The organism is Arthrobacter sp. KNU40 (genome assembly GCF_051515115.1).
Classification (GTDB): Bacteria; Actinomycetota; Actinomycetes; order Actinomycetales; family Micrococcaceae; genus Arthrobacter.
This window is the reverse complement of sequence record NZ_CP195850.1, coordinates 2607412-2630179: the sequence shown is the minus strand read 5'-3', so window position 1 is coordinate 2630179 and position 22768 is coordinate 2607412. Positions and strand designations below refer to the sequence as shown.

Below are 22768 nucleotides of genomic sequence, written 5' to 3'. Positions count from 1 at the left end.
GCGGCATGGATCGGCCGTCCGCAGCCCCGCCGGGCAGGGTCTGGAACCACCCCGGAGACTGGCTGGCGTAGGATTGAAAGCAATCCGAGGCCCGCGATCGTGCGCCCATCCAGCAGACGGACATCGGAGAAAATCGATGGACATCACCAAGCCGGAGGAGCAGAGGCCGCAAGGCCAGCACTATGACAGAATCATTGAACGGGCGGCCCAAGGCCGGCAGCGTTGACACAGGTCCGGCCGAGTTCCCACACTCTGTCCCGGGCGCCCGGACGGAAGTTGTCATCTTTGACAACTCGGATCAGATGGTTCAGACCCTTGGCAGCCATGACGAGGCGTTGCGCTACATCGAAGCCCAGTTCCCCGGCGTCGACTTTCATGTGCGCGGCAACGAGCTCTCCTTCAGCGGACCGTCGAGCGATGTTCCCCGGATCATGCGGCTTCTAGAGGAAGTCCGCGGCCTGGTCGGCAAGGGGACGGTCATCACCCCGGACGTGCTCCAGCAACTCGTGTCCTTGTTGCGCAGCCAGTCCCTCCAAAACCCCGTCGAAGTCCTGACCCACAACATCCTTTCGAGCCGCGGGCGCACCATCCGCCCCAAAACGCTCAACCAGAAGAACTATGTCGACGCCATCGACGACAACACGGTGATCTTCGGGATCGGTCCTGCGGGCACCGGCAAGACGTACCTGGCGATGGCCAAGGCCGTCCAGGCACTGCAGCTCAAGGAAGTCAGCCGCATCATCCTCACGAGGCCCGCTGTCGAGGCAGGAGAGCGCCTCGGCTTCCTTCCGGGAACGTTGAGCGACAAGATCGACCCGTACCTGCGTCCTTTGTACGACGCCTTGCACGACATGATGGACCCGGAATCGATCCCGCGCCTTATGGCTGCCGGGACTATTGAGGTAGCACCGCTTGCGTACATGCGCGGCCGCACGCTCAACGACGCGTTCATCATCCTTGATGAAGCCCAGAACACCACGGCGGAACAGATGAAGATGTTCCTGACCCGCTTGGGCTTCGGCTCCAAGATGGTTGTCACGGGTGACATCACCCAGGTGGATCTGCCCTTCGGCGCCACCTCGGGTCTGCGCATCGTCCAGGAAATCCTCAACGGAATCGACGGCGTGAACTTTACGATGCTGGACGCTTCCGACGTCGTCAGGCACCGGCTTGTCGCCGACATCGTGTCCGCCTACAGCAAATGGGATGAAAAGCACCGGGTGCGTGCCCAGCACACGCCGATCCACGACAAACGGGGAGAACACAGATGAGCATCGAGGTCAACAACGAGTCCGGCGTCCAAGTGGACGAGGCACAATTGGTGACGCTTTCACGCTTCATCTTCGAGCGGCTCTACATTCACCCCCAAGCCGAACTTTCCATCCTCCTGGTGGATGAGCCTGCCATGGAAAAGCTCCACATCGAGCTCATGGACGAACCTGGCGCTACCGATGTCTTGTCTGTTCCGATGGATGAGTTGACGCCGGGAACGCCTGGTAAGCCTGCTCCGCAGGGCATGCTGGGCGACATCGCCATCTGCCCGCAGGTGGCCGAGGTGCAAGCCCGCAACGCCGGTCATTCGACACAGGATGAAATGCTCCTGCTCTGCACGCACGGGATCCTTCACCTGCTCGGTTTCGACCACGCCGAACCGGAGGAAAAGGCCGAGATGTTCGGCTTGCAGCGTGAGCTGCTGTCCGCGTTCCTTGGCAAGGACGCCCCCATGGAGACCATGCTGTGACCTCGCTCATCCTGGTCGGGATGGCGTTGGTGTTCCTCAGTTTCGTCGCCCTGCTGACCGCGGCTGAGGCTGCCTTCACCTTCCTGCCGCGGCACGACGCCGAGCAAGCCATCGTCAAGAGCCGGGGGAATGCGCTTCGCAGCATCCTCGCGCAGCCAATTGCGCACATCCGGGCGCTGCGTTTCTGGCGGGTCTGGTTCGAGATGGCGGCAGCGGTGGCCGTCGCCGTCGTCATGCATAGCCTCCTCGAGAACGTCTGGCTTGCCGGTTTGGCAGCGACGGGCATCATGGCCGTCATTGGTTTCGTTCTGGTGGGCGTTTCGCCCCGTCAACTCGGACGCGCCCACTCTGGCGGCGTGGTTCGCTACTCTGCCCCGCTCATCAGGTTCCTGTGCTGGATCCTGGGTCCCATTCCCGGCTGGCTCGTGAGGATCGGCAGCGTGGTGGCACCCGGTGCGCCCAGCGGCGATGAAGCTTTCTTCAGCGAGGAAGAATTCCGTGAACTCGTCGACAGGGCCACGGAATCGGACATGATCGAGGACAGCGAGGCCGAACTCATCCAGTCGGTCTTCGACTTCGGCGACACGCTAGTGCGCTCGGTGATGGTCCCTCGAACGGACATTGTGAGCATCGAGTCCGGATCCAGCCTGGAGCAGGCCATGGCCCTGTTCCTGCGCTCCGGATACTCAAGGATCCCCGTTATCGGCGAGAATGCGGACCAGATCCGCGGCATTCTCTATTTGAAGGACGTCGCTGCCGCCTTGCACCGCCCGGAACAGCCATCAGTGCGCCAGGACGTTGATGCCATAGCCCGCGAGGCCCGTTTCGTTCCCGAATCAAAGCCTGTCAGCGACCTCCTCAGCGAGCTCCAGCAAGAGTCCACGCATGTGGCCGTAGTGATTGACGAATACGGCGGCACGGCCGGGCTGGTGACCCTCGAGGACCTCATCGAGGAAATCGTGGGGGAGATCGTGGATGAGTACGACTCCAACGATGCGGAAGTCGCTGACTTGGGTGATGGCACGTACCGCGTCAGTTCACGGATGAGCATCGACGACCTCGGCGAGCTTTTCCACATCAACCTCGACGACGACGAAGTGGACACAGTGGGCGGCCTCCTGGCAAAAACCCTGGGCAAGGTGCCGATCGTAGGCAGCGCAGTGAGGGTGGATGGGATCTCCTTGAAAGCCGATAGGCTGGAAGGCCGGCGAAACCGGGTCAGCCATATCATTGCGGCAGCCATTCCAAAAGAAGACACTGACCTTGAAGACCTTCTCGACGAGGCCGACACAACGCAACAGGGAGTTCCACGTGAGCAAGCACAATAAGAAGTTCGACGCCGATCAGGACTTCGGCGGCTTCCACGCGGGTTTCTCGGTTCTTGTGGGCCGTCCCAATGCGGGCAAGTCCACCCTCACCAATGCTTTGGTTGGCCAGAAGGTGGCCATCACCTCGGCAAAGCCGCAGACCACGAGGCACACGATCCGCGGCATTGTCCATCGGGAGAACGCACAACTTATCCTCGTGGACACTCCCGGCCTGCACCGCCCGCGCACCCTCCTTGGCAAGCGGCTCAACGATCTCGTCGCGGACACCCTCTCCGAAGTGGACGCCATTGGTTTCTGCCTGCCCGCCAATGAGAAGATCGGACCGGGCGACAAATACATTGCGGCCCAGCTCGCCGCCGTCGGACGCAAGCCGATCATCGCACTTGTCACCAAGACCGACCTGGTGGACCGCCAGGCCTTGACCGAACAACTCCTGGCTGTAGCCGCATTGGGCCGCGAAGTCCTCGGCGAACAAGGCTGGGCCGATATCGTTCCGGTTTCCGCGACCGACGGCTTCCAGGTCAGTACGGTCGCCGACGTCCTCATCGGCCACATGCCTCCTTCTCCGCCCCTCTACCCGGACGGCGAACTCACCGACGAACCGGAGGCCGTCATGGTCGCCGAACTTATCCGGGAAGCAGCCTTGGAAGGCGTCCGGGACGAGCTTCCCCACTCGTTGGCTGTGGTGGTGGAGGAAATCCTGCCCCGCGAAGGCCGCTCCGAAGACAACCCGCTCCTCGACGTGCGGGTCAATTTGTACGTTGAACGTCCGTCCCAGAAGGCCATCATCATCGGCAAGGCCGGAAGCCGGCTGCGCGAGGTCGGAACGAATGCCCGCAAGGGCATTGAGGCCCTTTTGGGAACCAAGATCTACCTCGACTTGCACGTCAAAGTGGCCAAGGACTGGCAGCGCGACCCGAAGCAACTCGTGAAGTTGGGATTCTAGCCGCTGGGGAATTTCCCAGTTTGGGCCCGTAAAATGGTCCGAATCCCATTTTCCGAGGAAAGGTCGAGCGAGTCGTGCGACGTCGCGATGCACGCGTTCAGGAGCCCGGCACCATAGGTGCCCCCGGCGCTGCACGCCACGGGGAAGCTCCCGGCACCCCCCGCCACATGAATGCTCCGAAGGGCCTCCCGCTCTGGCTTAAGGTCACCGCCGTGACGGTGTCGGTGCTGTTGGTCGCAGGTATTGCTTTCGCCGCCTACTGGGTCATCCGCTTGCAGTCGAACATCAGCAAAGCACCTTTGTCGGCAGGCGCTCCCAGGACCGAGGCCGCTGCGAACGACGCCACGGACCGCCAGCAGATCCTCATCCTCGGGTCCGACACGAGGGACGGAAAGAACGCGCAATACGGTTCAACGCAGGACTCCACCGGCTATGGCCAGTCGGATGTCATGATGCTGCTGGACATTTCGGCGGACAACAAGAGGGTGAGCCTCACCAGCTTTCCCCGCGACCTCTTGGTGGATGTTCCGAAGTGCACCGATCCCAAAACCAATACCGTCTATGAAGCCCATTCCAACGTCATGATCAACTCGGCGATGGCAGAAGCCGGGATCGGTTGCGCCGTGGACACAGTGAACAAGCTCACGGGACTGCAAATCGATCACTTCATGATGGCCGACTTCAACGCCGTCAAGGAGCTGTCCAACGCCGTCGGCGGGGTCAACGTGTGCGTGAGCGACGCCGTCTACGACCCTGATTCCGGACTCCGGCTCCCCAAGGGAACATCGAGTGTCCAAGGGGAGCAGGCCCTGGCCTTCCTCCGGACCCGCCACGGTTTTGGCGACGGAAGTGACCTCGGCCGGATCCAGGCGCAGCAGGGTTTCCTCTCTTCGCTGACCCGGAAGATCAAGTCCGACGGAACGCTAAGCAATCCGCAGAGCCTGCTGTCCATCGCGGATGCCGTGACAAAGAACCTGACCGTGGATGAAGGCCTGGCATCGGTCCAGTCGCTCCTGACCATCGGGAGCCGCCTCAAAGACGTTGACTTGTCCAAGGTCGCGTTCGTCTCGGTTCCCACCCAGCCCGCCGCCGTCGATCCCAACAGGCTCGAATTGGTTGAACCGCAGGCCACGCAGCTGTTCGCCGCCATGCGCGCGAACCTGGACCTGACCACGCCGGGGGCCACGGCCACTCCGTCGGCCAGTCCCTCGCCCGCGGCGTCCGGCGCCCCGTCAAGCAGCGCGGCACCGGCGCCAAGCACTCCTGCCGTTCCGGCCTATGACAAGGCCCTTCAGCCAGTGACCGTGGCAGACGGAACGGGCGTCGCGTCCCGCGGACAGGAGATCGCCGCTGCCCTGGTTGGCGGCGGATTCACGAAAGCCGCTCATTTCCTTGCAGCCGCCGTCCCCAAGACGGTTGTCTATTACGGGACCGGCTATGCCGACGTCGCGCCGGATGTCGCGAACCTCCTGGGGATCCCGGCCTCGCAAGTCGAACTATCCAAGGGTGTCGTCGGAGTCCAGGTCTATGTCGGCAGTGACTTCAATTCCGGGACCAAGTACGGAGTTGCCTCCGTACCGTCCGACGTCGTCAAGCAGACCGCAGGCGACGTGAAATGCCAGGCGGTCAACCCGGCACTCATCGCGAGGTAGCAACGCGGGAAACTCCCGCTGCCTACCAGATGCTGACGCGGTCCTCAGGCGACAACCACATTCCATCCCCGGCTTCCACCGCGAACGCCTCATGGAACGAGTCCAGGTTCTTGGCGATGGCATTGGTCCGGAACTCGTTGGGGGAGTGCGGATCCGTAGCGACGCGCCGGATGGCTTCCTCGGGACGAATGACCTGGCGCCAGCCGGCAGCCCAGGACATGAAGAAGCGCTGCTGGCCGGTCAGGCCTTCGAGGACGGGAGGTTCCGCACCCTCAAGGCTCAGGAGATAAGCCTTGTAGGCGATGGTCAGGCCGCCCAGATCGCCGATGTTTTCGCCGAGCGTGAGCTTCCCGTTGACCTTGTGCTCGGGAGCGGCATAGGGGGCAAGGGCATCGAACTGGGCAACAAGTTTCGCCGCCAGTGCTTCGAAGGCCTTGCGGTCTTCCTCGCTCCACCAATTCCGCAGCGCTCCACTCCCGTCGAACTGGGAGCCTTGGTCGTCGAAGCCATGGCCGATTTCATGGCCGATGATGGCGCCGATGCCTCCGTAGTTGACCGCGTCGTCGGCTTCCGCCGTGAAGAATGGCGGTTGCAGGATGGCCGCGGGGAAGACAATCTCGTTCAGCATGGGGTGGTAATACGCGTTGACCGTCTGCGGGGTCATGAGCCACTTGTCGAGATCGACCGGCTTGCCGACCTCATCGAGGTGGCGGTCGACGTCGGCGTTGTGTGCCCGCTCGACGTTCCCCAGAAGATCACCCGGATCAATGTCGACGGCGGAATAGTCAATCCACTTGTCCGGGAAACCAATCTTGGGCCGGAAGGCCTCAAGCTTTTTCAGCGCTTCAGCCTTGGTGTCGTCACCCATCCAGTCGAGCGCCGTGATGCTCTCGCGGTAAGCCTCGATCAGTTTGGCAACCAGCGTCTGCATCCTGGCTTTGTAGCCTTCGGGGAAGTGGCGCTCAACGTAGATCTGGCCGACCGCCTCACCAAGGGCGGCTTCGACGACGGCGACTCCGCGCTTCCAGCGGTCCTTGTTCTGCGGAGTGCCACTCAGGGTGGTGCCGTAGAAATCGAAGTTTGCGTCCACGAACGCCGACGAGAGATAGGGGGCGGCGGCATTGAGCACACGCAGGGCCAGCCACTCTTGCCACGTGGCAAGGGACTCGGTCTCGACGAGGGAGGACGCACCCGCGAAGAAATCAGGAGTGCTTACCACCAGCTCGGTGAATTTGCCTGCTTCAATCCGGGCAGAATCGAACCAGGAATCAAGGTAGGGGAATAGTTCACGGCCCTCCTCCGCGGTCTTGAGGTTGTAGGTCTTCTGCGGATCGCGAAGGGTGACGTTGTCCCAGTGGTGCGAGGCAAGGGCCTTTTCGAGGGCGACAACGCGCGCCGCGGCATTGTCGGCGTCGGGAATGCCTCCCAGGCCGAAGAGTTTGGTGACGTATTTCGCATAGGCGCTGACAATGCCTTCGAACTTCTCGTCCCGATAGTAGGACTCGTCGGGAAGGCCAAGTCCGCCCTGGCCGATGTACAACAGGACCCGGTCCGGGTTCCCGGCGTCGGGAGCGGGGTAGATGGAAAACAGGCCGGACACATCCGAGCGGAACAGCCGCCCGGTCAGGGCAACCACTTCGGCCGGCGAAGCCGTAGCAAAGACCTCCGCAAGCCGGGCGCGGATAGGCTCCATACCCTTGGCTTCGGTGGCCTCTTCGTCCATGAAGCTGTTGTAGAGCCCGCCTACTTTGCGTTCGATGCCGCTGGCGTCCTCGCCCTTTGCGGCAGCTTCCTCGATGATCGCTTTGACTGCCAGTTCAGCGCCATCCCGCAGCGCGGTGAACGTTCCCTCAAGCGGGCGGTCGTCGGGGATGACCGTTGACTTCAGCCACGCCCCGTTGACGTGCTGGTAAAGGTCGTCCTGCGGCCTGACGGTTTCATCGATGTTGGACAGTGTGATCCCCGACTGTGGCACAAGAACTCCTTCGGACGACGAGCGGAACCGGCTCACCGCCGTTACCGCGTCTGCATAGTGGACGTTGCTTCAGGTATTGCATTGTCATCATACGCACCCGTGTTACTGTGAAATGGTGCGTGCAGGAATGCTTCTCCTTAGCTGCCGCGGCGGGGCCTCGTAGGCGATCATTCGCTAGGCCAACCCTCGCTGCGGAGTTAGCTATGCCCGGCCAATCTTCCATCAAAGATTAAGAGAAAAGGCCCCCAAAGTCATGCGCAACGCACAAAAGCCCTCCGGAATGCCCATTCATCGGTACCTGCCTTTTCAGGACCAGATCAGTGTCGAGCTGCCGGACCGCACTTGGCCGGACAAGGTCATCACCAAGGCTCCGCGCTGGTGCGCTGTGGACCTCCGTGACGGCAACCAGGCCCTGATCGACCCGATGAGCCCGGCCCGCAAGCTGAAAATGTTCCAGCTGCTGGTCAAGATGGGCTACAAGGAAATCGAGGTCGGTTTCCCCTCCGCTTCGCAGACAGACTTCGACTTCGTGCGGCAGCTCATCGAAGGCGGCCACATTCCGGATGACGTCTCCATCCAGGTCCTGACCCAGGCGCGGGAACACCTGATTGAGCGCACCTACGAATCACTCGTCGGCGCCAAGCAGGCGATCGTCCACCTGTACAACTCGACGTCGGTCCTGCAGCGCCGCGTCGTGTTCAACCAGGACGAGGACGGGATCCTGGACATCGCCCTCCAGGGTGCCCGTTTGTGCAAGAAGTACGAGGAAACCCTCACGGACACCCACATCACGTACGAGTACTCGCCGGAGTCCTTCACGGGGACCGAACTTGAGTACGCAGCACGCGTTTGCAACGCGATCGCCGATGTTTTCGAAGCATCCGCGGACAAGCAGGTCATCATCAACCTGCCCGCCACCGTGGAAATGGCCACCCCCAATGTCTACGCGGACTCCATCGAATGGATGCACCGGAACCTGCACCCCCGTGAAGGCATCATCATTTCCCTCCACCCGCACAACGATCGCGGCACAGGCGTTGCCGCCGCGGAGTTGGGCTACCTGGCCGGCGCCGACCGCATCGAAGGCTGCTTGTTCGGCAACGGCGAGCGTACCGGCAACGTGGACCTGGTCACCCTGGGCCTTAACATGTTCGTCCAAGGCGTCGATCCGATGATCGACTTCTCGGACATCGACGAGGTACGCAGGACCGTGGAGTACTGCAACCAGTTGCCCGTTCCCGAGCGTTCCCCGTATGGCGGCGATCTGGTATTCACGGCGTTCTCCGGTTCGCACCAGGACGCCATCAAGAAGGGCTTCGAAGCCCTCGAGAAGGAAGCTGCCGCGGCCGGCAAGGCCGTCGACGACTTCACGTGGCAGGTTCCCTACCTGCCGATCGATCCGAAGGACCTGGGCCGCAGCTACGAGGCCGTCATCCGCGTCAACTCCCAGTCCGGCAAGGGCGGTGTGGCGTACTTGCTCAAGAACGAGCACAGCCTGGACCTGCCGCGCCGGGCACAAATCGAGTTCTCCGGCGTCATCCAGCATCGCACCGACACCGTGGGCGGCGAAGTCAGCGGAGCCCAGCTGTGGGCGATGTTCCAGGACGAGTACCTGCCGGCCAGCACAGCCGATGGCCAGTGGGGACGCTATTCGCTGGGTTCCATCCGCACCGAGACCGATGAGTCCGGCGAGCTTTCCCTGCATGCAGCCCTGCGCATTGACGGCACGGTGGTCCAGCGGACCGGCACGGGCAACGGCCCGATCGCGGCCATGCTGGACATCCTCCGTCAAGACGGCGTGGACGTCCGCGTCCTGGACTACTCCGAACATGCCCTTTCCGAAGGTGGCAGCGCCACTGCCGCAGCATATGTTGAATGCGCCGTTGGCGAGCGGGTCCTCTGGGGAGTCGGTATCGATCCCAACACGAGCACCGCGGCGCTCAAGGCAGTCATCTCCGCCGTCAACCGAGCCATCCGGGCCGTCCGGGCATAGCCATTTGCCGTGCGGCGCCGCCAACACGGCGCCGCACGGCTTCGCCGGACCCGATAAGGCCCGGTGTGGTGCGAAGATTAACTGTGGCCAATCCTTCGTCGTTCGCAGCGCGGTCCTATCGGGACGATGCCGTAGTGCTGCGCACCCACAAACTGGGCGAAGCGGACCGCATCATCACTTTGCTGACAAAGCACCACGGACAAGTAAGGGCGGTTGCCAAGGGCGTACGGCGTACCAGTAGCCGGTTCGGTGCCCGCTTGGAGCCGTTCATGGTGGCTGACCTGCAACTCGTTTCCGGCCGCACCTTGGACATCGTCACCCAGGCTGTCGCCAAAGGAGCCTACGGGAGCTCGATCGCCGCCGATTACTCCCGGTACACCGCCGCTGCCGCCATGACGGAAACGGCGGAGAAACTGACGGACGCCGACGCCGATTCGGGAACGGCCCAATACAACCTCCTTGTCGGGGCACTTGCCGCCTTGAGCCGTTCCGACCACCCGCCGGAACTCATTCTTGACTCCTACCTGCTCCGCGCTTTGGCAACCGGCGGTTGGGCACCCAGTTTCACGGATTGCGCCCGCTGCGGGGCGAGAGGTCCGCACACAGCCTTCTCCGCTCCCTTGGGCGGAATGATCTGCAACGACTGCCGCCCGCCCGGCTCGCCGGCACCCGCTCCCGAGACCGTCGTCTTGCTGGGTGCGCTGCTGACGGGAGACTGGGCCACTGCGGATGTGTCCGAATCCTTGCATCGCCGCGAGGCCGCCGGACTGGTGGCAAGTTACCTGCAATGGCACCTTGAACGAGCATTGAAGTCCCTCAAACATGTGGAGCGAAGCTGAAAGTGGCACTGGGAAAAAAGAAGACGGCAACGGCGCGGACCACTCCGGTGAGGGCCCCCTACCACCATCCCTCGGGCGCCAGGCCGCCGGCCATCCCTGCCGAACTGGTACCGCGGCACGTGGCGATCGTCATGGACGGCAACGGCCGCTGGGCGAACCAGCGCGGCCTTCCGCGCATCGAGGGCCACAAGGCCGGGGAGCCGGCCCTGCTGGATGTGATGGCGGGTGCGATCGAACTGGGCATCAAGTACGTCAGTGTCTACGCTTTCTCCACCGAAAACTGGCGCCGTTCTCCTGAAGAAGTGCGCTTCCTCATGGGATTTAACAAGGACGTGCTACGTCGGCAACGCAACCAGCTCGACGAATGGGGCGTGCGGATCCGCTGGGCAGGCCGGCGGCCCAAGCTCTGGGGCTCCGTCATCAAGGAGCTGGAGGAAGCCGAGGAGTACACGCGCGGCAACGACACGTGCACCTTGACCATGTGTGTTAACTACGGCGGGCGCGCCGAAATCGCCGATGCCGTGGCCGCGATTGCCAAGGATGTGGCTGATGGGCGCTTGAAGCCCGGCTCCGTGACTGAGAAGACCATCCAGAAGTACCTCGATGAACCGGACCTTCCGGATGTGGACCTGTTTTTGCGCAGTTCAGGTGAGCAGCGCCTCTCAAACTTCCTCTTGTGGCAATCGGCCTATGCGGAGTTCGTCTTCATGGACACACTGTGGCCCGACGTTGATCGCAGGACTTTGTGGGACGCCGTCGAGATCTATGCCAAACGGGACCGCCGATATGGAGGCGCGGTAGACGCTGCGGCACCCCGTTGACCGCGGCCCGGAACTAGCACGAGCGTGCGTTGAAACCGCTCAGTCCGGATAGGAAGCCAACCAGATGGCCACGTCCCTGTAGGCCTGCTGCCGGACGGTCCGCCGTGACAGGAACACATCATGGAGTGCACCCGGATAGCGGAATACCGCCGTCCGGCGCCCGAGGCCCAGTGCCCGGCGGGCAGTCTGCTCGACGTCGATCACGGCGTCGACGCGCATAAGCTCCGCGGTCCACTCAGCCTGGATCCGGGTCCGGCCGGAAAGTAACACGAGCACCGGCGCGTCGATATTGAGTTTGCGTTCGACGGCGGCGTGGCCCGCCAGGACTGCCTTGGTCCACCCTGCGCGGATCGGGAAGGACGCCCGCGGCCTCCATTCCGGATCAAGGGTCCATTCGCCGTGGGCCAGGTTGCTCACGCTTTCCCAGTAGGCCGGCATCTCCGGGAAGCGGAAAGGACGCTTGGGGTCCGTGCGCGCAAACGGTTCCACAAGACGCATCGCCATGCTGCGGATCAGGCTGCTGCCTTGGAGCTCCAGCCACGGCGAATTCAACGTCAGCGTGGCAATGCGGCCGGGATTCCGGTCAGCCCAGAGCGCCGCGATCAGGCCGCCCAGCGAATGGGCCAGGAGGTGGATGGTAGCTGCCTCCGCGCTGCCCGTCAGCTCGGCGATATCCTGCCGGATGGCCTGCAGGGCGGCGTCGAGGTCTTCGTCATAGACCGTCAGGTCTGTGGTGTAGCCGGGAGTTTGGCCCGGCCGCAGGCTCCGCCCGAATTTGCGCAGGTCGAGCGCATAGAAATGGAACCCCGAGGCGCCCAGGAACTCGGCCAGTTCTGTCTGCATGAAGTAGTCGGCCCAGCCGTGGATATACAGCACCACCCTCGGCGGCCCCTTGGTAACGGGAACGTCGCTCCGGCGCCGGCGTCGAGTGAATGCCGTCAGCGCATCCAGGAGTCCGTGCTGCACCGATGGTGCGGCCGCCGGGCGGACGTGCCGGACGAGGGTTGCGCAGACCGGCCCCTCTTCGTCCGGTGGAAGTTCGAGCTCCAAGGCCTCGAAACCGCCGCCCAGAAAGTCCCGTTGCCAGACCGGCAATCCCAGTTCCGTGGTCATGGCATTTCCCCCGCTTGTCCAAGCTCCTGGCCTCCCGCACGGTCCGTCCCTGGCCCGTTGGTGATGTACCCGTGAATCCAGCGCGCAAGCCTGTCGTAGGCATCGGCGCGCACCGGACCGGCCGACAGGAAGACGTCGTGGAGGCCGCCATCCACCCGTTCCAGGGTGACGGTCCGGCCAAGGGTCATGGCACGGACGGCCATGGTGTTGACGTCCAGGACGGCGTCCGAATGCCGCATGGACTCCTGCCAGACCATGCCGTTGGCGCTCGCCCCGGAAATCAGGACCAGGATCGGGATGTCTATCCTCAGACCCCGGGCCACCCTTGTGTGGCCGCTGAGGACCGCGCTGAGCCAGCCGGCCCGCATGGGGAACGCCAAAGGCGGGCGGTATTTTTCGTCGAGGAGCCATTCTCCCTCGGCCGAGCTGCTGATGCTGCGGAAGTAGAAGCCGCGTTCGGGCAAGCGCAGGATTGTCTTGGGCCAGAACCGTGCGAGCGGTTTCACCATCGTCTGCGCTGCACGCCGGACCACGGAACTTCCGTGCATTTCAAGCCACGGGCTATTGAGTACGAGGTACTGGACGGAGCCAGGGTGGCTGCTGGCCCACAAAGCGGCTACGAGGCCCCCGGTGGAATGTCCCATGAGGGTCAATGAACCGGCTTCCTGTTCACGCTGGTCTGCGGAACGGATCATGCCGATGGCTTTGCTGATTTCGGCGTCGTAGTCGTTCAGGTGCTCAACGTAACCGCCAGGTGTGTCTGCCTGCAGGCTGCGGCCATGGTTGTGCATGTCCAACGCGTAGAAATGGAAGCCTTGTCCAGTCCAGAACTCTGCCAGGGCAACGTTGAAAAAGTAGTCGCTCCAGCCGTGCAGGAACAGGACCGAACGGTTGGCCGGCGGGAGAGAATCACCCGGGCCGCCGGTGCCCTGGCGCGGGACATGGCGGACGAGCGTTGCGCGCCGGACAACTCCATCAGGTCCGGCCGCCTCGAATGCGCAACTTTCGAAGTCCGCACCGAGGATATCGGTCTGCCACTCCATGGGAACAGCTTAGACACTCGCCGCGGCATCGCGTCCGGCTGCGCGTCCGGTGAACATGGAGCTGCCGAGGAACGTTCCTTCCAATGCCCGGTAGCCATGGACTCCTCCACCGCCGAAGCCGGCAGCCTCGCCGGCTGCATACAAGCCCGGGACGGGATCTCCGGTATCGTCGAGCACGCGTGAACGCAGATCCGTCTCAAGCCCGCCGAGGCTCTTACGCGTCAGGACAGAGAGCCGGACAGCCAGGAGCGGGCCGTGCTTCGGGTCGGTGAGCCGGTGCGGCGGGGCCACCCGCATGATCTTGTCGGTGGCGAATCGCCGGGCCGCCCGGATCGCGGCGAGCTGCGGATCCTTGCCCAGCCCGCTCGCCACTTGCAGGTCCCGATCCTGGATGAGTGAATCGAGCCGGGCAGGATCTACCAGCGCTGAACCTGTCAGCGCGTTCATTTTCGCGGCGAGCTCGGCGGCCGTTGCGGCTTGCAGGAAGTCCACGCCACGGTCGAGGAAGAGGCGCAACGGCGAGTCGCTGCCGGGACTGAGCCGGGAGGCAAGGAGCCTGATGTCCTTGCCAGTGAGGTCCGGGTTCTGTTCCGAGCCTGAGAGGGCGAACTCCTTCAGCGCGATGGTGCGGTTGCACACAAACCACGAATGCCCGTGCCCGCTCGCCAGGATATGCCGGAGGGCGCCCAGCGAGTCGAAGCCCGGAAACAGCGGGGCTGGCAGCTGCCTTCCCGTCGCGTCAATCCACAGCGACGACGGACCGGGCAGTATCCGGATGCCGTGCGAAGGCCACACAGGGGAGTGGTTGTGGATGCCTTCGGGGTAGTGCCACATGCGGTCGCCATTGATGAGCCGCCCGCCGGCGGCTGCGGCGGCAGCGAGGAACTCGCCGTCGACGGATGCAGGTACACCGCTCAGCATGTGTTCCGGCGCGTTACCGTCGGGCCATTGCCTCCGCACCAAAGTGTGGTTCCCGCCGATCCCGCCGGTGGTCACGATGATCGCACCCGCGGTCGCCTCAAAGTGCCCGACGACGGTCCTTGCCGACGCTTCGCCGCGTCCGGCTCCGGACGCCTCCAGGATCTCGCCGCCGACCCCCGTGACGCGGGCCGCCGTCGTCGTGATCTGCGTGGCGCGGTGCCGGAAGTGCAGGGATATCCTCCCGCGGGCCGCGCCTTCGTGCACTTTCGCCAGGAACGGTTGCACGACGCCTGGTCCCGTGCCCCACGTGACGTGGAACCGCGGGACAGTGTTGCCGTGGCCTTGGGGACCATAGCCGCCGCGTTCGGCCCACTGCACGAGCGGAAAGAGCCGCACCCCAAGCGAGTTCAGCCACCGGCGCTTCTCGCCGGCGGCGAAATCCACGTAAGCTTCTGCCCACCGCCGGGCCCAGAAGTCTTCGGGCCGGTCAAAGGCCGCGGACGCCAGCCAGTCGCTCAAGGCGAGCTCGGCACTGTCCTTGACGCCCAGCCTCCGCTGCTCGGGGGAGTTGACCAGGAACAAGCCACCGAAAGACCAATGCGCCTGGCCGCCCACGGACGCCGAAGGCTCCTGGTCCAGGACAGCAACCCGTTTGCCGTCGGCGTAGGCTTGGGCGGCGGCGACCAGTCCCGACAATCCCGCGCCAATAATGACGACATCGGCTTCGATGATTGCCTGGGAGTGAACTCCATCAAGTGGATTGCTCGGCATTCGTACATGCTACCGCCCGGTAACCGCCTTGGTTTGGTGCGCGACCCGTAAACCGGAAAACTAGTACCATGCGCGTTTACCCCACATTCTTCAAGCTGGCCTTCTCCTGGATGGATGCCGAAAAAGCCCACAAGATCGGCTTCCAGGCGATCCGCTACGCACACCGCTCAGGCGCAGGACGCGTCCTGGCCAAAATGACGGCTCCGCACCCCTCCCTGCGCACGGAGGCTTTCGGGCTGACGTTCCCTTCGCCCTTCGGCCTTGCGGCCGGCTTCGACAAAGAGGGCCACGGAATCGAAGCCCTCGCTGAACTAGGCTTCGGCCACGTGGAAGTGGGAACGATCACCGGCCAGGCGCAGCCCGGCAACGAGAAGCCACGGCTTTTCCGCTTGATCGAGGACAAGGCCGTGATCAACCGCATGGGCTTCAACAACGACGGCGCGGCGGCCGTGGCCCCGCGGCTCAAGGCTGCGAGGGCGGCTTTGCAGCGGACGCATTCGGGCGTTCGTCCCGTGATCGGAGTCAATATCGGCAAGACCAAGGTTGTCGAGCTCGACGACGCCGTTGAGGACTATTTGGTCAGCGCCCGCAGCCTGGCACCCGCCGCCGACTACCTGGTAGTGAACGTGAGCTCGCCCAACACGCCGGGACTGCGACTGCTCCAGAACGTCGAGACGCTTCGTCCCCTCCTGCGAGCGGTCGGAGAAGCCGCGGACGAATCCGCCGGCCGACACGTGCCGCTGCTCGTCAAGATCGCGCCGGATCTGAGCGACGAAGACATCGACGACGTCGCCCGGCTCGCCTTGGACCTCAAGCTCGACGGGATCATCGCCACAAACACCACCATCAGCCGGGAAGGCCTGGTTTCGGATCCGGGCAAAGTGGAAGCGTGCGGCGCCGGCGGACTCTCCGGTGCGCCGCTCAAGGGGCGTTCGCTCGAGGTATTGCGCCGGCTGAAGGCTGCGGTGGGGGAGGGCCTCGTGCTCATCGCGGTCGGCGGCGTGCAGTCCGCGGCCGACGTGCAGGAGCGGCTCGATGCCGGGGCAACCCTCGTTCAGGGATACACGGCATTCCTCTACGAAGGTCCGTTCTGGGCCGCCGGCATCAACAAGGCCTTGGCCAAACGGCGCAGTTAAGCGTCGCCGCTAAACAGGGAGACGAGCATCTGAACTGCACCTGAACCGCCAAGTGCGGACAAAAAGACCCTGGAACAGCTGTTCCAGGGTCTTTTTGATTCGTCGGACTGCTGTCCTTGGCGATCGGGGAGTATTAAGCGGGGTACTGGCCTCGCTGCACCTGCGGCTTCGGCAGGCGCAGGCGACGGAATTGCAGGGAACGCATGCTGCCGTACCAGACCGTCCCACGCTCGACGTCGCCGAACTTCTGCGTCAGGCCCTTGCGCAATTTGCGGGAAAGGATGAACACGTCCGCGAAGACAGCCAGGAACATGACCCAGAAGCCGATCAGGATATAGCTCAGGGCGTCGCTGCCTGAGGGAATGACGAAGGAGATAACCACGAACAGCAAGGCACCGAACATCAGGTACTCACCCAGGCTGAAACGGGCATCGACATAGTCGCGCGCAAAGCGCTTCTGGGGTCCCTTGTCCCGCAGCGGCAGGTACTTCTCATCCCCGGTGTCCAAGGCCTGGCGCATTTTCTGGCGCTGATCCTGCACGGCAATGCGCTCGGCTTCCTTCGAGGCCTTGCGGTCCGTCGGCACGAGGGGCCGCTTGCGGGCCGCTTCCTGTTCCTTGCGCTTGGGCGTGGGAGCGCCCTTGCCAGCGCCTTTCACGGCGGCATCTGCGGCAAGCTGGTCTACTTGGTCTTGAGCGCTCGGCTCATCCTTTTTACGTCCAAACACCACTACAGAATACCCCGCAGGAACCGCCCCAAAGTCGACGTGACGTGCCGCCCGGCGAAGGAGCCCGCCACGCCGCCAGGTCCGGTTCCCCAGCGCCACTCCCGGCGGTAGTGTTTTCGCCATGACTTCAATGAATGCGGAGATCCCGCAGACCTTTTCCGGCGGCTCCGGCACAATCAATGTTGATGCGCTCAAGTCCTCGATCGATGCTTCCTTCGACGAGACCATGACCCGTTTGAAGGACCTGGTTGCCATCCCGGGGATCGCCTGGCCCAGCTTTGACCCGGCGGAACTGGAGCGGAGCGCCGAGGCTGTCGCGTCGCTGGTCCGCGAGTCGGGCTTCCGCGACGTACAGATCCTGCGCTGCGACAAGGCCGACGGGACTCCCGGAGGCCCCGCCATCGTTGCTCGCCGCGTTGCCGCGCCGGGCAAAGCAACGATCCTGCTTTACGCGCACCACGATGTGCAGCCTCCGGGCGACGTGACCTTGTGGGACACCGAACCCTTCGTCGCCGAAGAGCGGGATGGCCGCCTTTATGGCCGTGGCGCAGCCGACGACAAGGCCGGAATCATGGCCCACCTGGCTTCTTATGCCGCTGTAACCCAGGTGCTGGGAGACGATTTCGGCCTTGGGGTCACCTTGTTCTTCGAGGGCGAAGAAGAGGCGGGCTCGCCGACGTTCCGGACTTTCCTCGAAACACACCGCGAGCTCCTCGAAGCGAACGTCATTGTTGTGGCGGATTCAAGCAATTGGAAAGTCGGCGTTCCCGCGCTGACAACAAGCCTCCGCGGACTGGTGGACGGCACCTTCGAAGTTCGGGTCCTGGATCACGCAGTGCACTCCGGCATGTTCGGCGGTCCCGTACTGGACGCGCCGACCCTTCTGTCCCGCCTCATCGCCACCCTGCACGACGACGACGGCAACGTGGCCATCGAGGGGCTGGTAGCCAGGGATGACGTAGTAGAGGACGTTGATGAGGAGCAGTACCGCGCCGACGCCTCCGTGCTCGACGGCGTACGGCTCGCCGGCAGCGGCAGCATCGCCTCAAGGCTCTGGACCAAGCCCGCGTTGTCGATCATCGGCATCGACGCACCCGCCGTCGACGTCGCATCCAACACACTGCTTCCCTCTGCGCGGGCAAAGTTCAGCCTGCGCTTGGCCCCCGGGCAGGATCCCGATGCCGCCATGGACGCCGTGGGAAGGCACCTGCAGGCGAACGCGCCCTTCGGAGCGAAGGTGACGTTCGTACCGGGGGAGCGGGGCAACGCCTTCTCCACCGATACGGAATCGGCGGCGGCCCGGATCGCAATGTGGGCACTCGGTGCAGCCTGGGGCGTGCCCGCTGTCGAAATGGGGATCGGTGGATCCATACCGTTTATCGCGGATCTCACGGAAACCTATCCCGATGTCCAGATCCTGGTGACTGGCGTCGAGGACCCTGACTCACGGGCCCACAGCGCCAACGAATCGCTTCACATCGGCGATTTCCGCAATGCCGTCCTGGCTGAGGCACTGATGCTCGCCAGGTTGAACACGGAAGGCCTCTGAGCCCCCGCCTGCATCGACCGGGGAACAAGGTAACGCTCCCTGCGGTTACGTTAGAAGTTATAGCTATGCGCCGGCTCGACGTAGCATGTAGCTATAGCCCGCACGTATTTGGGTAAGGGCAGGCAGCGCGAAGGCGCAGCCGCCAAGAGCTTCATAAGAAGGTAGGCCAATGAGCACTGCAACCAACGAAAACAGCACCGGAGCGCAGCTCGCAGGCGGCGAGCTTCCTGAGCACGAGGTCAAGTTGACCGATGTCGCCGCAGGTAAGGTCCGGAGCCTTCTCGAACAAGAAGGCCGCACGGACTTGCGGCTCCGCGTCGCTGTTCAGCCGGGCGGATGCTCGGGCCTGATTTACCAGCTCTACTTCGACGAGCGCCTGCTCGACGGCGATGCCGTCCGCGATTATGACGGCGTCGAAGTGGTTGTCGACAAGATGAGCGTGCCTTACCTGAGCGGTGCCAGCATAGACTTCGAGGACACGATCTCGAAGCAGGGCTTCACCATCGACAACCCCAACGCCGGCGGGTCTTGCGCCTGCGGCGATTCGTTCCACTAACCCGGGCATTCGCAGACTGTTGGCCCAGTTCAGGAACGGGTTGAACCCGGGCCGACGCACTGGGCCAGCATGTCGGCGAAAACCGCTCGGTAGCGGTAAGCTCTACATCGGGTAGTAAAACTTTAGTGTGCCCGGTGGGCTTCCGGCCGGCCGGGCTGCAGCAACAAGAGGAAGGGCCGTCTGTGAGTTCGCAGAACCGAACCGGCAGCCGACGCATAAAGATCACCTCGATCACTGGCTTGGCACTAGCCGGCGCGTTGGTTTTGACCGGATGTTCACCAGAGGTAGAAAAAGGCTGGTTGCCCACGGAACGTGGAACCACCAGCAACACCGATCGGATCATGGACCTCTGGGTCAACTCATGGATCGCCGCCCTCGCCGTCGGCATTATTACTTGGGGCTTGCTGGTCTGGTGCATCATCGCCTACCGCCGCCGCAAGGGCACCACGGGTTTCCCGAAGCAGCTTAGCTACAACCTCCCTCTGGAGGTCTTTTATTTGACCATTCCGCTGTTCATGGTGCTGGTGTTCTTCTACTTCACGGATCAGGACCAGCGTGCAATCGATGACCGCTCCCAGGCGGCCGACGTCACGATTGACGTCCGCGGCAAGCAATGGGCTTGGGACTTCAATTACGTGAAGGGCCCGGTCATCGCCGAAGACCTTCACGAGGCCGGCGTTCAGGCGCACCTCACGGGCAACAACGTGGACAAGGACAAGCTCCCCACCTTGTACCTGCCGGTCAACAAGTCGGTTGACCTGGAATTGAATTCCCGCGACGTCATCCACTCTTTCTGGGTACCCGCCTTCCTTCAGAAGCGCGACATGATCCCCGGCAAGACCAACTACATCAGGTTGACCCCCACCAAGGAGGGCACCTATGACGGCAAGTGCGCCGAACTTTGCGGTGAATACCACTCAGAGATGCTGTTCCGCGTGAAGGTCGTTTCCGAGGCTGAGTTCCAGGCTCATATGGCCCAACTTCGCCAGAGCGGCAACACCGGTCTTCTCGATTCGAAGTACGACCGCAACCCGAACCTGAACGCAAAGAATTAAGGGAAGCGACGTGGCTACTTACACTCAATCCGCCGGAGTCCTTGACGCTCCGGTAGTACCGAAGTCCAAGGGACGCATCGTCGTCAACTGGATCACCTCCACCGACCACAAGACCATCGGGTACATGTACCTGATCGCGTCCTTCGTGTTCTTCTGCCTGGGTGGTGTCATGGCGCTGCTGATCCGCGCCGAGCTCTTCGAGCCCGGCATGCAGATCCTGCAGACCAAGGAGCAGTACAACCAGCTCTTCACGATGCACGGCACCGTGATGCTGCTGATGTTCGCGACGCCGCTCTTCGCAGGCTTCGCGAACGTCATCATGCCTCTTCAGATCGGCGCCCCCGATGTTGCCTTCCCGCGACTGAACGCACTGGCCTTCTGGTTCTTCCTCTTCGGCTCCACCATCGCGGTGTCCGGCTTCATCACCCCGCAAGGTGCCGCCTCCTTCGGCTGGTTCGCCTATGCCCCCTTGTCGGACACGACGTTCACCCCGGGCGTGGGCGGAGACCTGTGGGTCTTCGGTCTGGCTTTGTCCGGTTTCGGAACCATCCTGGGTGCCGTGAACTTCATTACCACGATCATCTGCATGCGCGCTCCCGGCATGACGATGTGGCGCATGCCGATCTTCACCTGGAACACCCTCGTGACGGCAATCCTGGTTCTCATGGCCTTCCCGCCGCTCGCCGCCGCGCTCTTCGCGCTCGGTGCCGACCGCCGCTTCGGCGCACACATCTTCGACCCGGAGAACGGCGGGGCTGTCTTGTGGCAGCACCTGTTCTGGTTCTTCGGCCACCCCGAGGTTTACATCATTGCGCTGCCCTTCTTCGGCATCGTGTCCGAGATCTTCCCGGTATTCAGCCGCAAACCGATCTTCGGTTACAAGGGCCTGGTCTACGCGACCATCGCCATCGCCGCCCTGTCGGTTACCGTCTGGGCGCACCACATGTATGTCACCGGATCGGTGCTGCTGCCGTTCTTCTCGTTCATGACGATGCTGATCGCGGTACCCACCGGCGTGAAGTTCTTCAACTGGATCGGCACGCTGTGGCAGGGCTCGATTACTTTCGAGACGCCCATGCTCTGGAGCATCGGCTTCCTGGTCACCTTCCTCTTCGGCGGCCTGACCGGCATCATCCTGGCCTCCCCGCCGCTCGACTTCCACGTCTCGGACTCCTACTTCGTCGTCGCGCACTTCCACTACGTCGTCTTCGGAACTGTCGTGTTCGCCATGTTCGCAGGCTTCTACTTCTGGTGGCCCAAGTGGACCGGAAAGATGCTCAACGAGCGCCTCGGCAAGATCCACTTCTGGCTTCTGTTCCTGGGCTTCCACGGCACGTTCCTGATCCAGCACTGGCTCGGCGTCGAGGGCATGCCCCGACGCTACGCGGACTACATGCCGCAGGACGGCTTCACCTGGATGAACCAGTTCTCCACCATCTCATCCTTTGTGCTCGGCGCCTCGCTCCTGCCGTTCTTCTGGAACGTCTACATCACCTGGCGCAGCAACAAGAAGGTAGAAGTGGACGATCCCTGGGGCTTCGGCGCTTCGCTCGAGTGGGCCACATCCTGCCCGCCGCCGCGACACAACTTCACCTCGCTGCCCCGCATCCGTTCCGAACGTCCTGCCCTGGACCTCCACCACCCGGAACTCGCTCAGCACCACACTGCACAGAGCCCCGAGCCGGCAGCAAAGGTGCTCGGCAACGCTGATCAGAAGGACGCCAAGTGAAAATCGAATCATGGATTTTTGGAGCCGGGAGCTTTTTCTTCGTCCCCGTCGCACTGGCCTACGGCTTCCTGACCCACTGGTCTGAGTGGGTCGGAACCCTCGGCATTCTCCTGGTCGGTGGTCTGGCAGGCATGATCGGCGGCTACCTCGGTTTCACCGGCAAGCGGGTCGGCATGCGCCCGGAAGACCGACCGGACGCTGAGATCCACGAGGGCGCTGGCGAGCAGGGACACTTCAGCCCCTGGAGCTGGTGGCCGCTGGTCCTCGGCCTGGCGTGTGCCGGTGGCTTCCTTGGCCTTGCCATAGGTTTCTGGATCACGTTTGTCGCCGCTGGCCTGGCCCTCGTGGCCTTGGTCGGTTGGGTCTTCGAATACAGCCGTGGAGACCACGCGCACTAGAAGTTCTTGAATAACGACGGCGGGCCCCACCAATTGGTGGGGCCCGCCGTCGTTATATCCGGATGTGGCACGAGGCGCACACTCAACACGATTGCCGGCTCACTGGCCTTCTACGGCCTCCAGGACGGCCGAAAGCGCAGCCAAGGCATCATTGACCTCATCAAGCGTGCGGCCGGCTTGCAGCGCTTCACCGGAGACCGACAGCACCACCTCGCACCCGTGGCCGAAGTCTTCGGTCATGACCTCGAGCAATGACCGGGCATCCACTGCTTGCTGGCCGGGCTTACGAATCGTCACTGGAAGGCCCGTGGCGGTCACAGCCCGCACGAACATGGCAGCAGCCCGTGCATGGAGACCGATCTCTGCGGCGACGATGGCTTTGTGCTCGGGCAAACCGGCTCCTTTGATTCGGACGGCCAGATGCCGACTGCGATTTTGATCCATACAAGCCTAGCGCCGCAACACGACGGCGCCG

20 protein-coding genes are annotated in these 22768 nt (G+C 63.2%); 14 read left to right on the top strand and 6 right to left on the bottom strand.

Translation table 11 applies throughout. From position 1 onward, the window contains the following. Positions 1-182: 182 nt before the first annotated feature. The 5 genes from ACSKT0_RS12120 to ACSKT0_RS12100 all read left to right on the top strand — a co-directional run bounded on the left by ACSKT0_RS12120 (position 183) and on the right by ACSKT0_RS12100 (position 5667). Positions 183-1271, top strand: coding sequence for a PhoH family protein (locus ACSKT0_RS12120; protein ID WP_234749230.1), 1089 nt, complete (start codon positions 183-185; stop codon positions 1269-1271). Beyond that, complete coding sequence (gene ybeY / locus ACSKT0_RS12115; RefSeq protein ID WP_236810860.1) at positions 1268-1741, top strand: rRNA maturation RNase YbeY; 474 nt, start codon at positions 1268-1270, stop codon at positions 1739-1741. The genes ACSKT0_RS12120 and ybeY overlap by 4 nt, the downstream gene beginning before the upstream one ends. Beyond that, on the top strand, positions 1738-3069 hold the full coding sequence (locus ACSKT0_RS12110) for a hemolysin family protein (RefSeq protein ID WP_437770046.1): 1332 nt from the start codon (positions 1738-1740) through the stop codon (positions 3067-3069). Before ybeY ends, ACSKT0_RS12110 begins: the two co-directional genes overlap by 4 nt. After that, positions 3053-4015: a GTPase Era gene (gene era, locus ACSKT0_RS12105; protein WP_345447466.1), complete on the top strand. Its 963-nt coding sequence runs from the start codon at positions 3053-3055 to the stop codon at positions 4013-4015. The genes ACSKT0_RS12110 and era overlap by 17 nt, the downstream gene beginning before the upstream one ends. A gap of 74 nt (positions 4016-4089) precedes the next feature. After that, positions 4090-5667: an LCP family protein gene (locus ACSKT0_RS12100; RefSeq protein ID WP_437770045.1), complete on the top strand. Its 1578-nt coding sequence runs from the start codon at positions 4090-4092 to the stop codon at positions 5665-5667. Positions 5668-5689: 22 nt separating this feature from the next. Here ACSKT0_RS12100 and ACSKT0_RS12095 read toward each other — a convergent pair whose 3' ends face one another. Further along, a complete protein-coding gene (locus ACSKT0_RS12095; protein ID WP_437770044.1) occupies positions 5690-7642 on the bottom strand; it encodes a M13 family metallopeptidase in 1953 nt (650 codons plus the stop codon). A gap of 253 nt (positions 7643-7895) precedes the next feature. On the opposite strand from ACSKT0_RS12095, the gene leuA reads away from it, so the two are divergent. The 3 genes from leuA (at position 7896) to ACSKT0_RS12080 (ending at position 11295) form a co-directional block, all read left to right on the top strand. Then, positions 7896-9635 carry a 2-isopropylmalate synthase gene (gene leuA / locus ACSKT0_RS12090; RefSeq protein WP_437770043.1) on the top strand — a complete coding sequence of 580 codons (1740 nt, stop codon included), beginning with the start codon at positions 7896-7898 and terminating at the stop codon, positions 9633-9635. An 83-nt stretch (positions 9636-9718) separates the two neighbouring features. Continuing rightward, entirely contained in the window at positions 9719-10474 is a 756-nt protein-coding gene (gene recO / locus ACSKT0_RS12085) for a DNA repair protein RecO (protein WP_345447763.1), read from the top strand. Between the two features lie 2 nt (positions 10475-10476). After that, positions 10477-11295: an isoprenyl transferase gene (locus tag ACSKT0_RS12080; RefSeq protein WP_437770042.1), complete on the top strand. Its 819-nt coding sequence runs from the start codon at positions 10477-10479 to the stop codon at positions 11293-11295. 39 nt (positions 11296-11334) lie between these two features. Here the strand turns inward: ACSKT0_RS12080 and ACSKT0_RS12075 are convergent, their stop codons facing one another. Genes ACSKT0_RS12075 through ACSKT0_RS12065 form a run of 3 tightly spaced genes read right to left on the bottom strand, consistent with a single transcriptional unit; the run spans position 11335 to position 15143 of the window. After that, positions 11335-12408, bottom strand: a complete 1074-nt coding sequence (locus tag ACSKT0_RS12075; RefSeq protein ID WP_437770041.1) for an alpha/beta hydrolase — start codon at positions 12406-12408, stop codon at positions 11335-11337. Then, positions 12405-13451, bottom strand: coding sequence for an alpha/beta hydrolase (locus ACSKT0_RS12070; RefSeq protein ID WP_437770040.1), 1047 nt, complete (start codon positions 13449-13451; stop codon positions 12405-12407). The genes ACSKT0_RS12075 and ACSKT0_RS12070 overlap by 4 nt, the downstream gene beginning before the upstream one ends. Before the next feature lie 9 nt (positions 13452-13460). After that, positions 13461-15143: an FAD-binding dehydrogenase gene (locus tag ACSKT0_RS12065; protein ID WP_437770039.1), complete on the bottom strand. Its 1683-nt coding sequence runs from the start codon at positions 15141-15143 to the stop codon at positions 13461-13463. A 68-nt stretch (positions 15144-15211) separates the two neighbouring features. On the opposite strand from ACSKT0_RS12065, the gene ACSKT0_RS12060 reads away from it, so the two are divergent. Beyond that, positions 15212-16279: a quinone-dependent dihydroorotate dehydrogenase gene (locus tag ACSKT0_RS12060; RefSeq protein ID WP_437770038.1), complete on the top strand. Its 1068-nt coding sequence runs from the start codon at positions 15212-15214 to the stop codon at positions 16277-16279. Between the two features lie 133 nt (positions 16280-16412). Here the strand turns inward: ACSKT0_RS12060 and ACSKT0_RS12055 are convergent, their stop codons facing one another. Continuing rightward, positions 16413-17006 carry a DUF3043 domain-containing protein gene (locus ACSKT0_RS12055; protein WP_236810884.1) on the bottom strand — a complete coding sequence of 198 codons (594 nt, stop codon included), beginning with the start codon at positions 17004-17006 and terminating at the stop codon, positions 16413-16415. Positions 17007-17127: 121 nt separating this feature from the next. Here ACSKT0_RS12055 and ACSKT0_RS12050 point away from each other — a divergent pair, with 121 nt between their 5' ends. From ACSKT0_RS12050 to ACSKT0_RS12030, 5 genes are all read left to right on the top strand, one after another. Continuing rightward, a complete protein-coding gene (locus ACSKT0_RS12050) occupies positions 17128-18555 on the top strand; it encodes a dipeptidase (RefSeq protein ID WP_437770037.1) in 1428 nt (475 codons plus the stop codon). A gap of 169 nt (positions 18556-18724) precedes the next feature. Beyond that, positions 18725-19111 (top strand): HesB/IscA family protein, encoded by a 387-nt coding sequence (locus ACSKT0_RS12045; RefSeq protein WP_059390004.1) that lies wholly within the window; start codon positions 18725-18727, stop codon positions 19109-19111. 182 nt (positions 19112-19293) lie between these two features. Continuing rightward, the gene (ctaC, locus tag ACSKT0_RS12040; protein ID WP_437770036.1) at positions 19294-20166 is read left to right on the top strand and encodes an aa3-type cytochrome oxidase subunit II; all 873 of its coding nucleotides are present in this window, start codon (positions 19294-19296) and stop codon (positions 20164-20166) included. A gap of 10 nt (positions 20167-20176) precedes the next feature. Further along, on the top strand, positions 20177-21895 hold the full coding sequence (ctaD, locus tag ACSKT0_RS12035) for an aa3-type cytochrome oxidase subunit I (RefSeq protein ID WP_059390002.1): 1719 nt from the start codon (positions 20177-20179) through the stop codon (positions 21893-21895). Next, entirely contained in the window at positions 21892-22293 is a 402-nt protein-coding gene (locus tag ACSKT0_RS12030; protein ID WP_265977369.1) for a cytochrome c oxidase subunit 4, read from the top strand. Before ctaD ends, ACSKT0_RS12030 begins: the two co-directional genes overlap by 4 nt. 99 nt (positions 22294-22392) lie before the next feature. On the opposite strand, the gene ACSKT0_RS12025 is transcribed toward ACSKT0_RS12030, so the two are convergent. Beyond that, positions 22393-22686, bottom strand: coding sequence for an HPr family phosphocarrier protein (locus ACSKT0_RS12025; protein ID WP_236810890.1), 294 nt, complete (start codon positions 22684-22686; stop codon positions 22393-22395). Positions 22687-22768 lie beyond the last annotated feature (82 nt).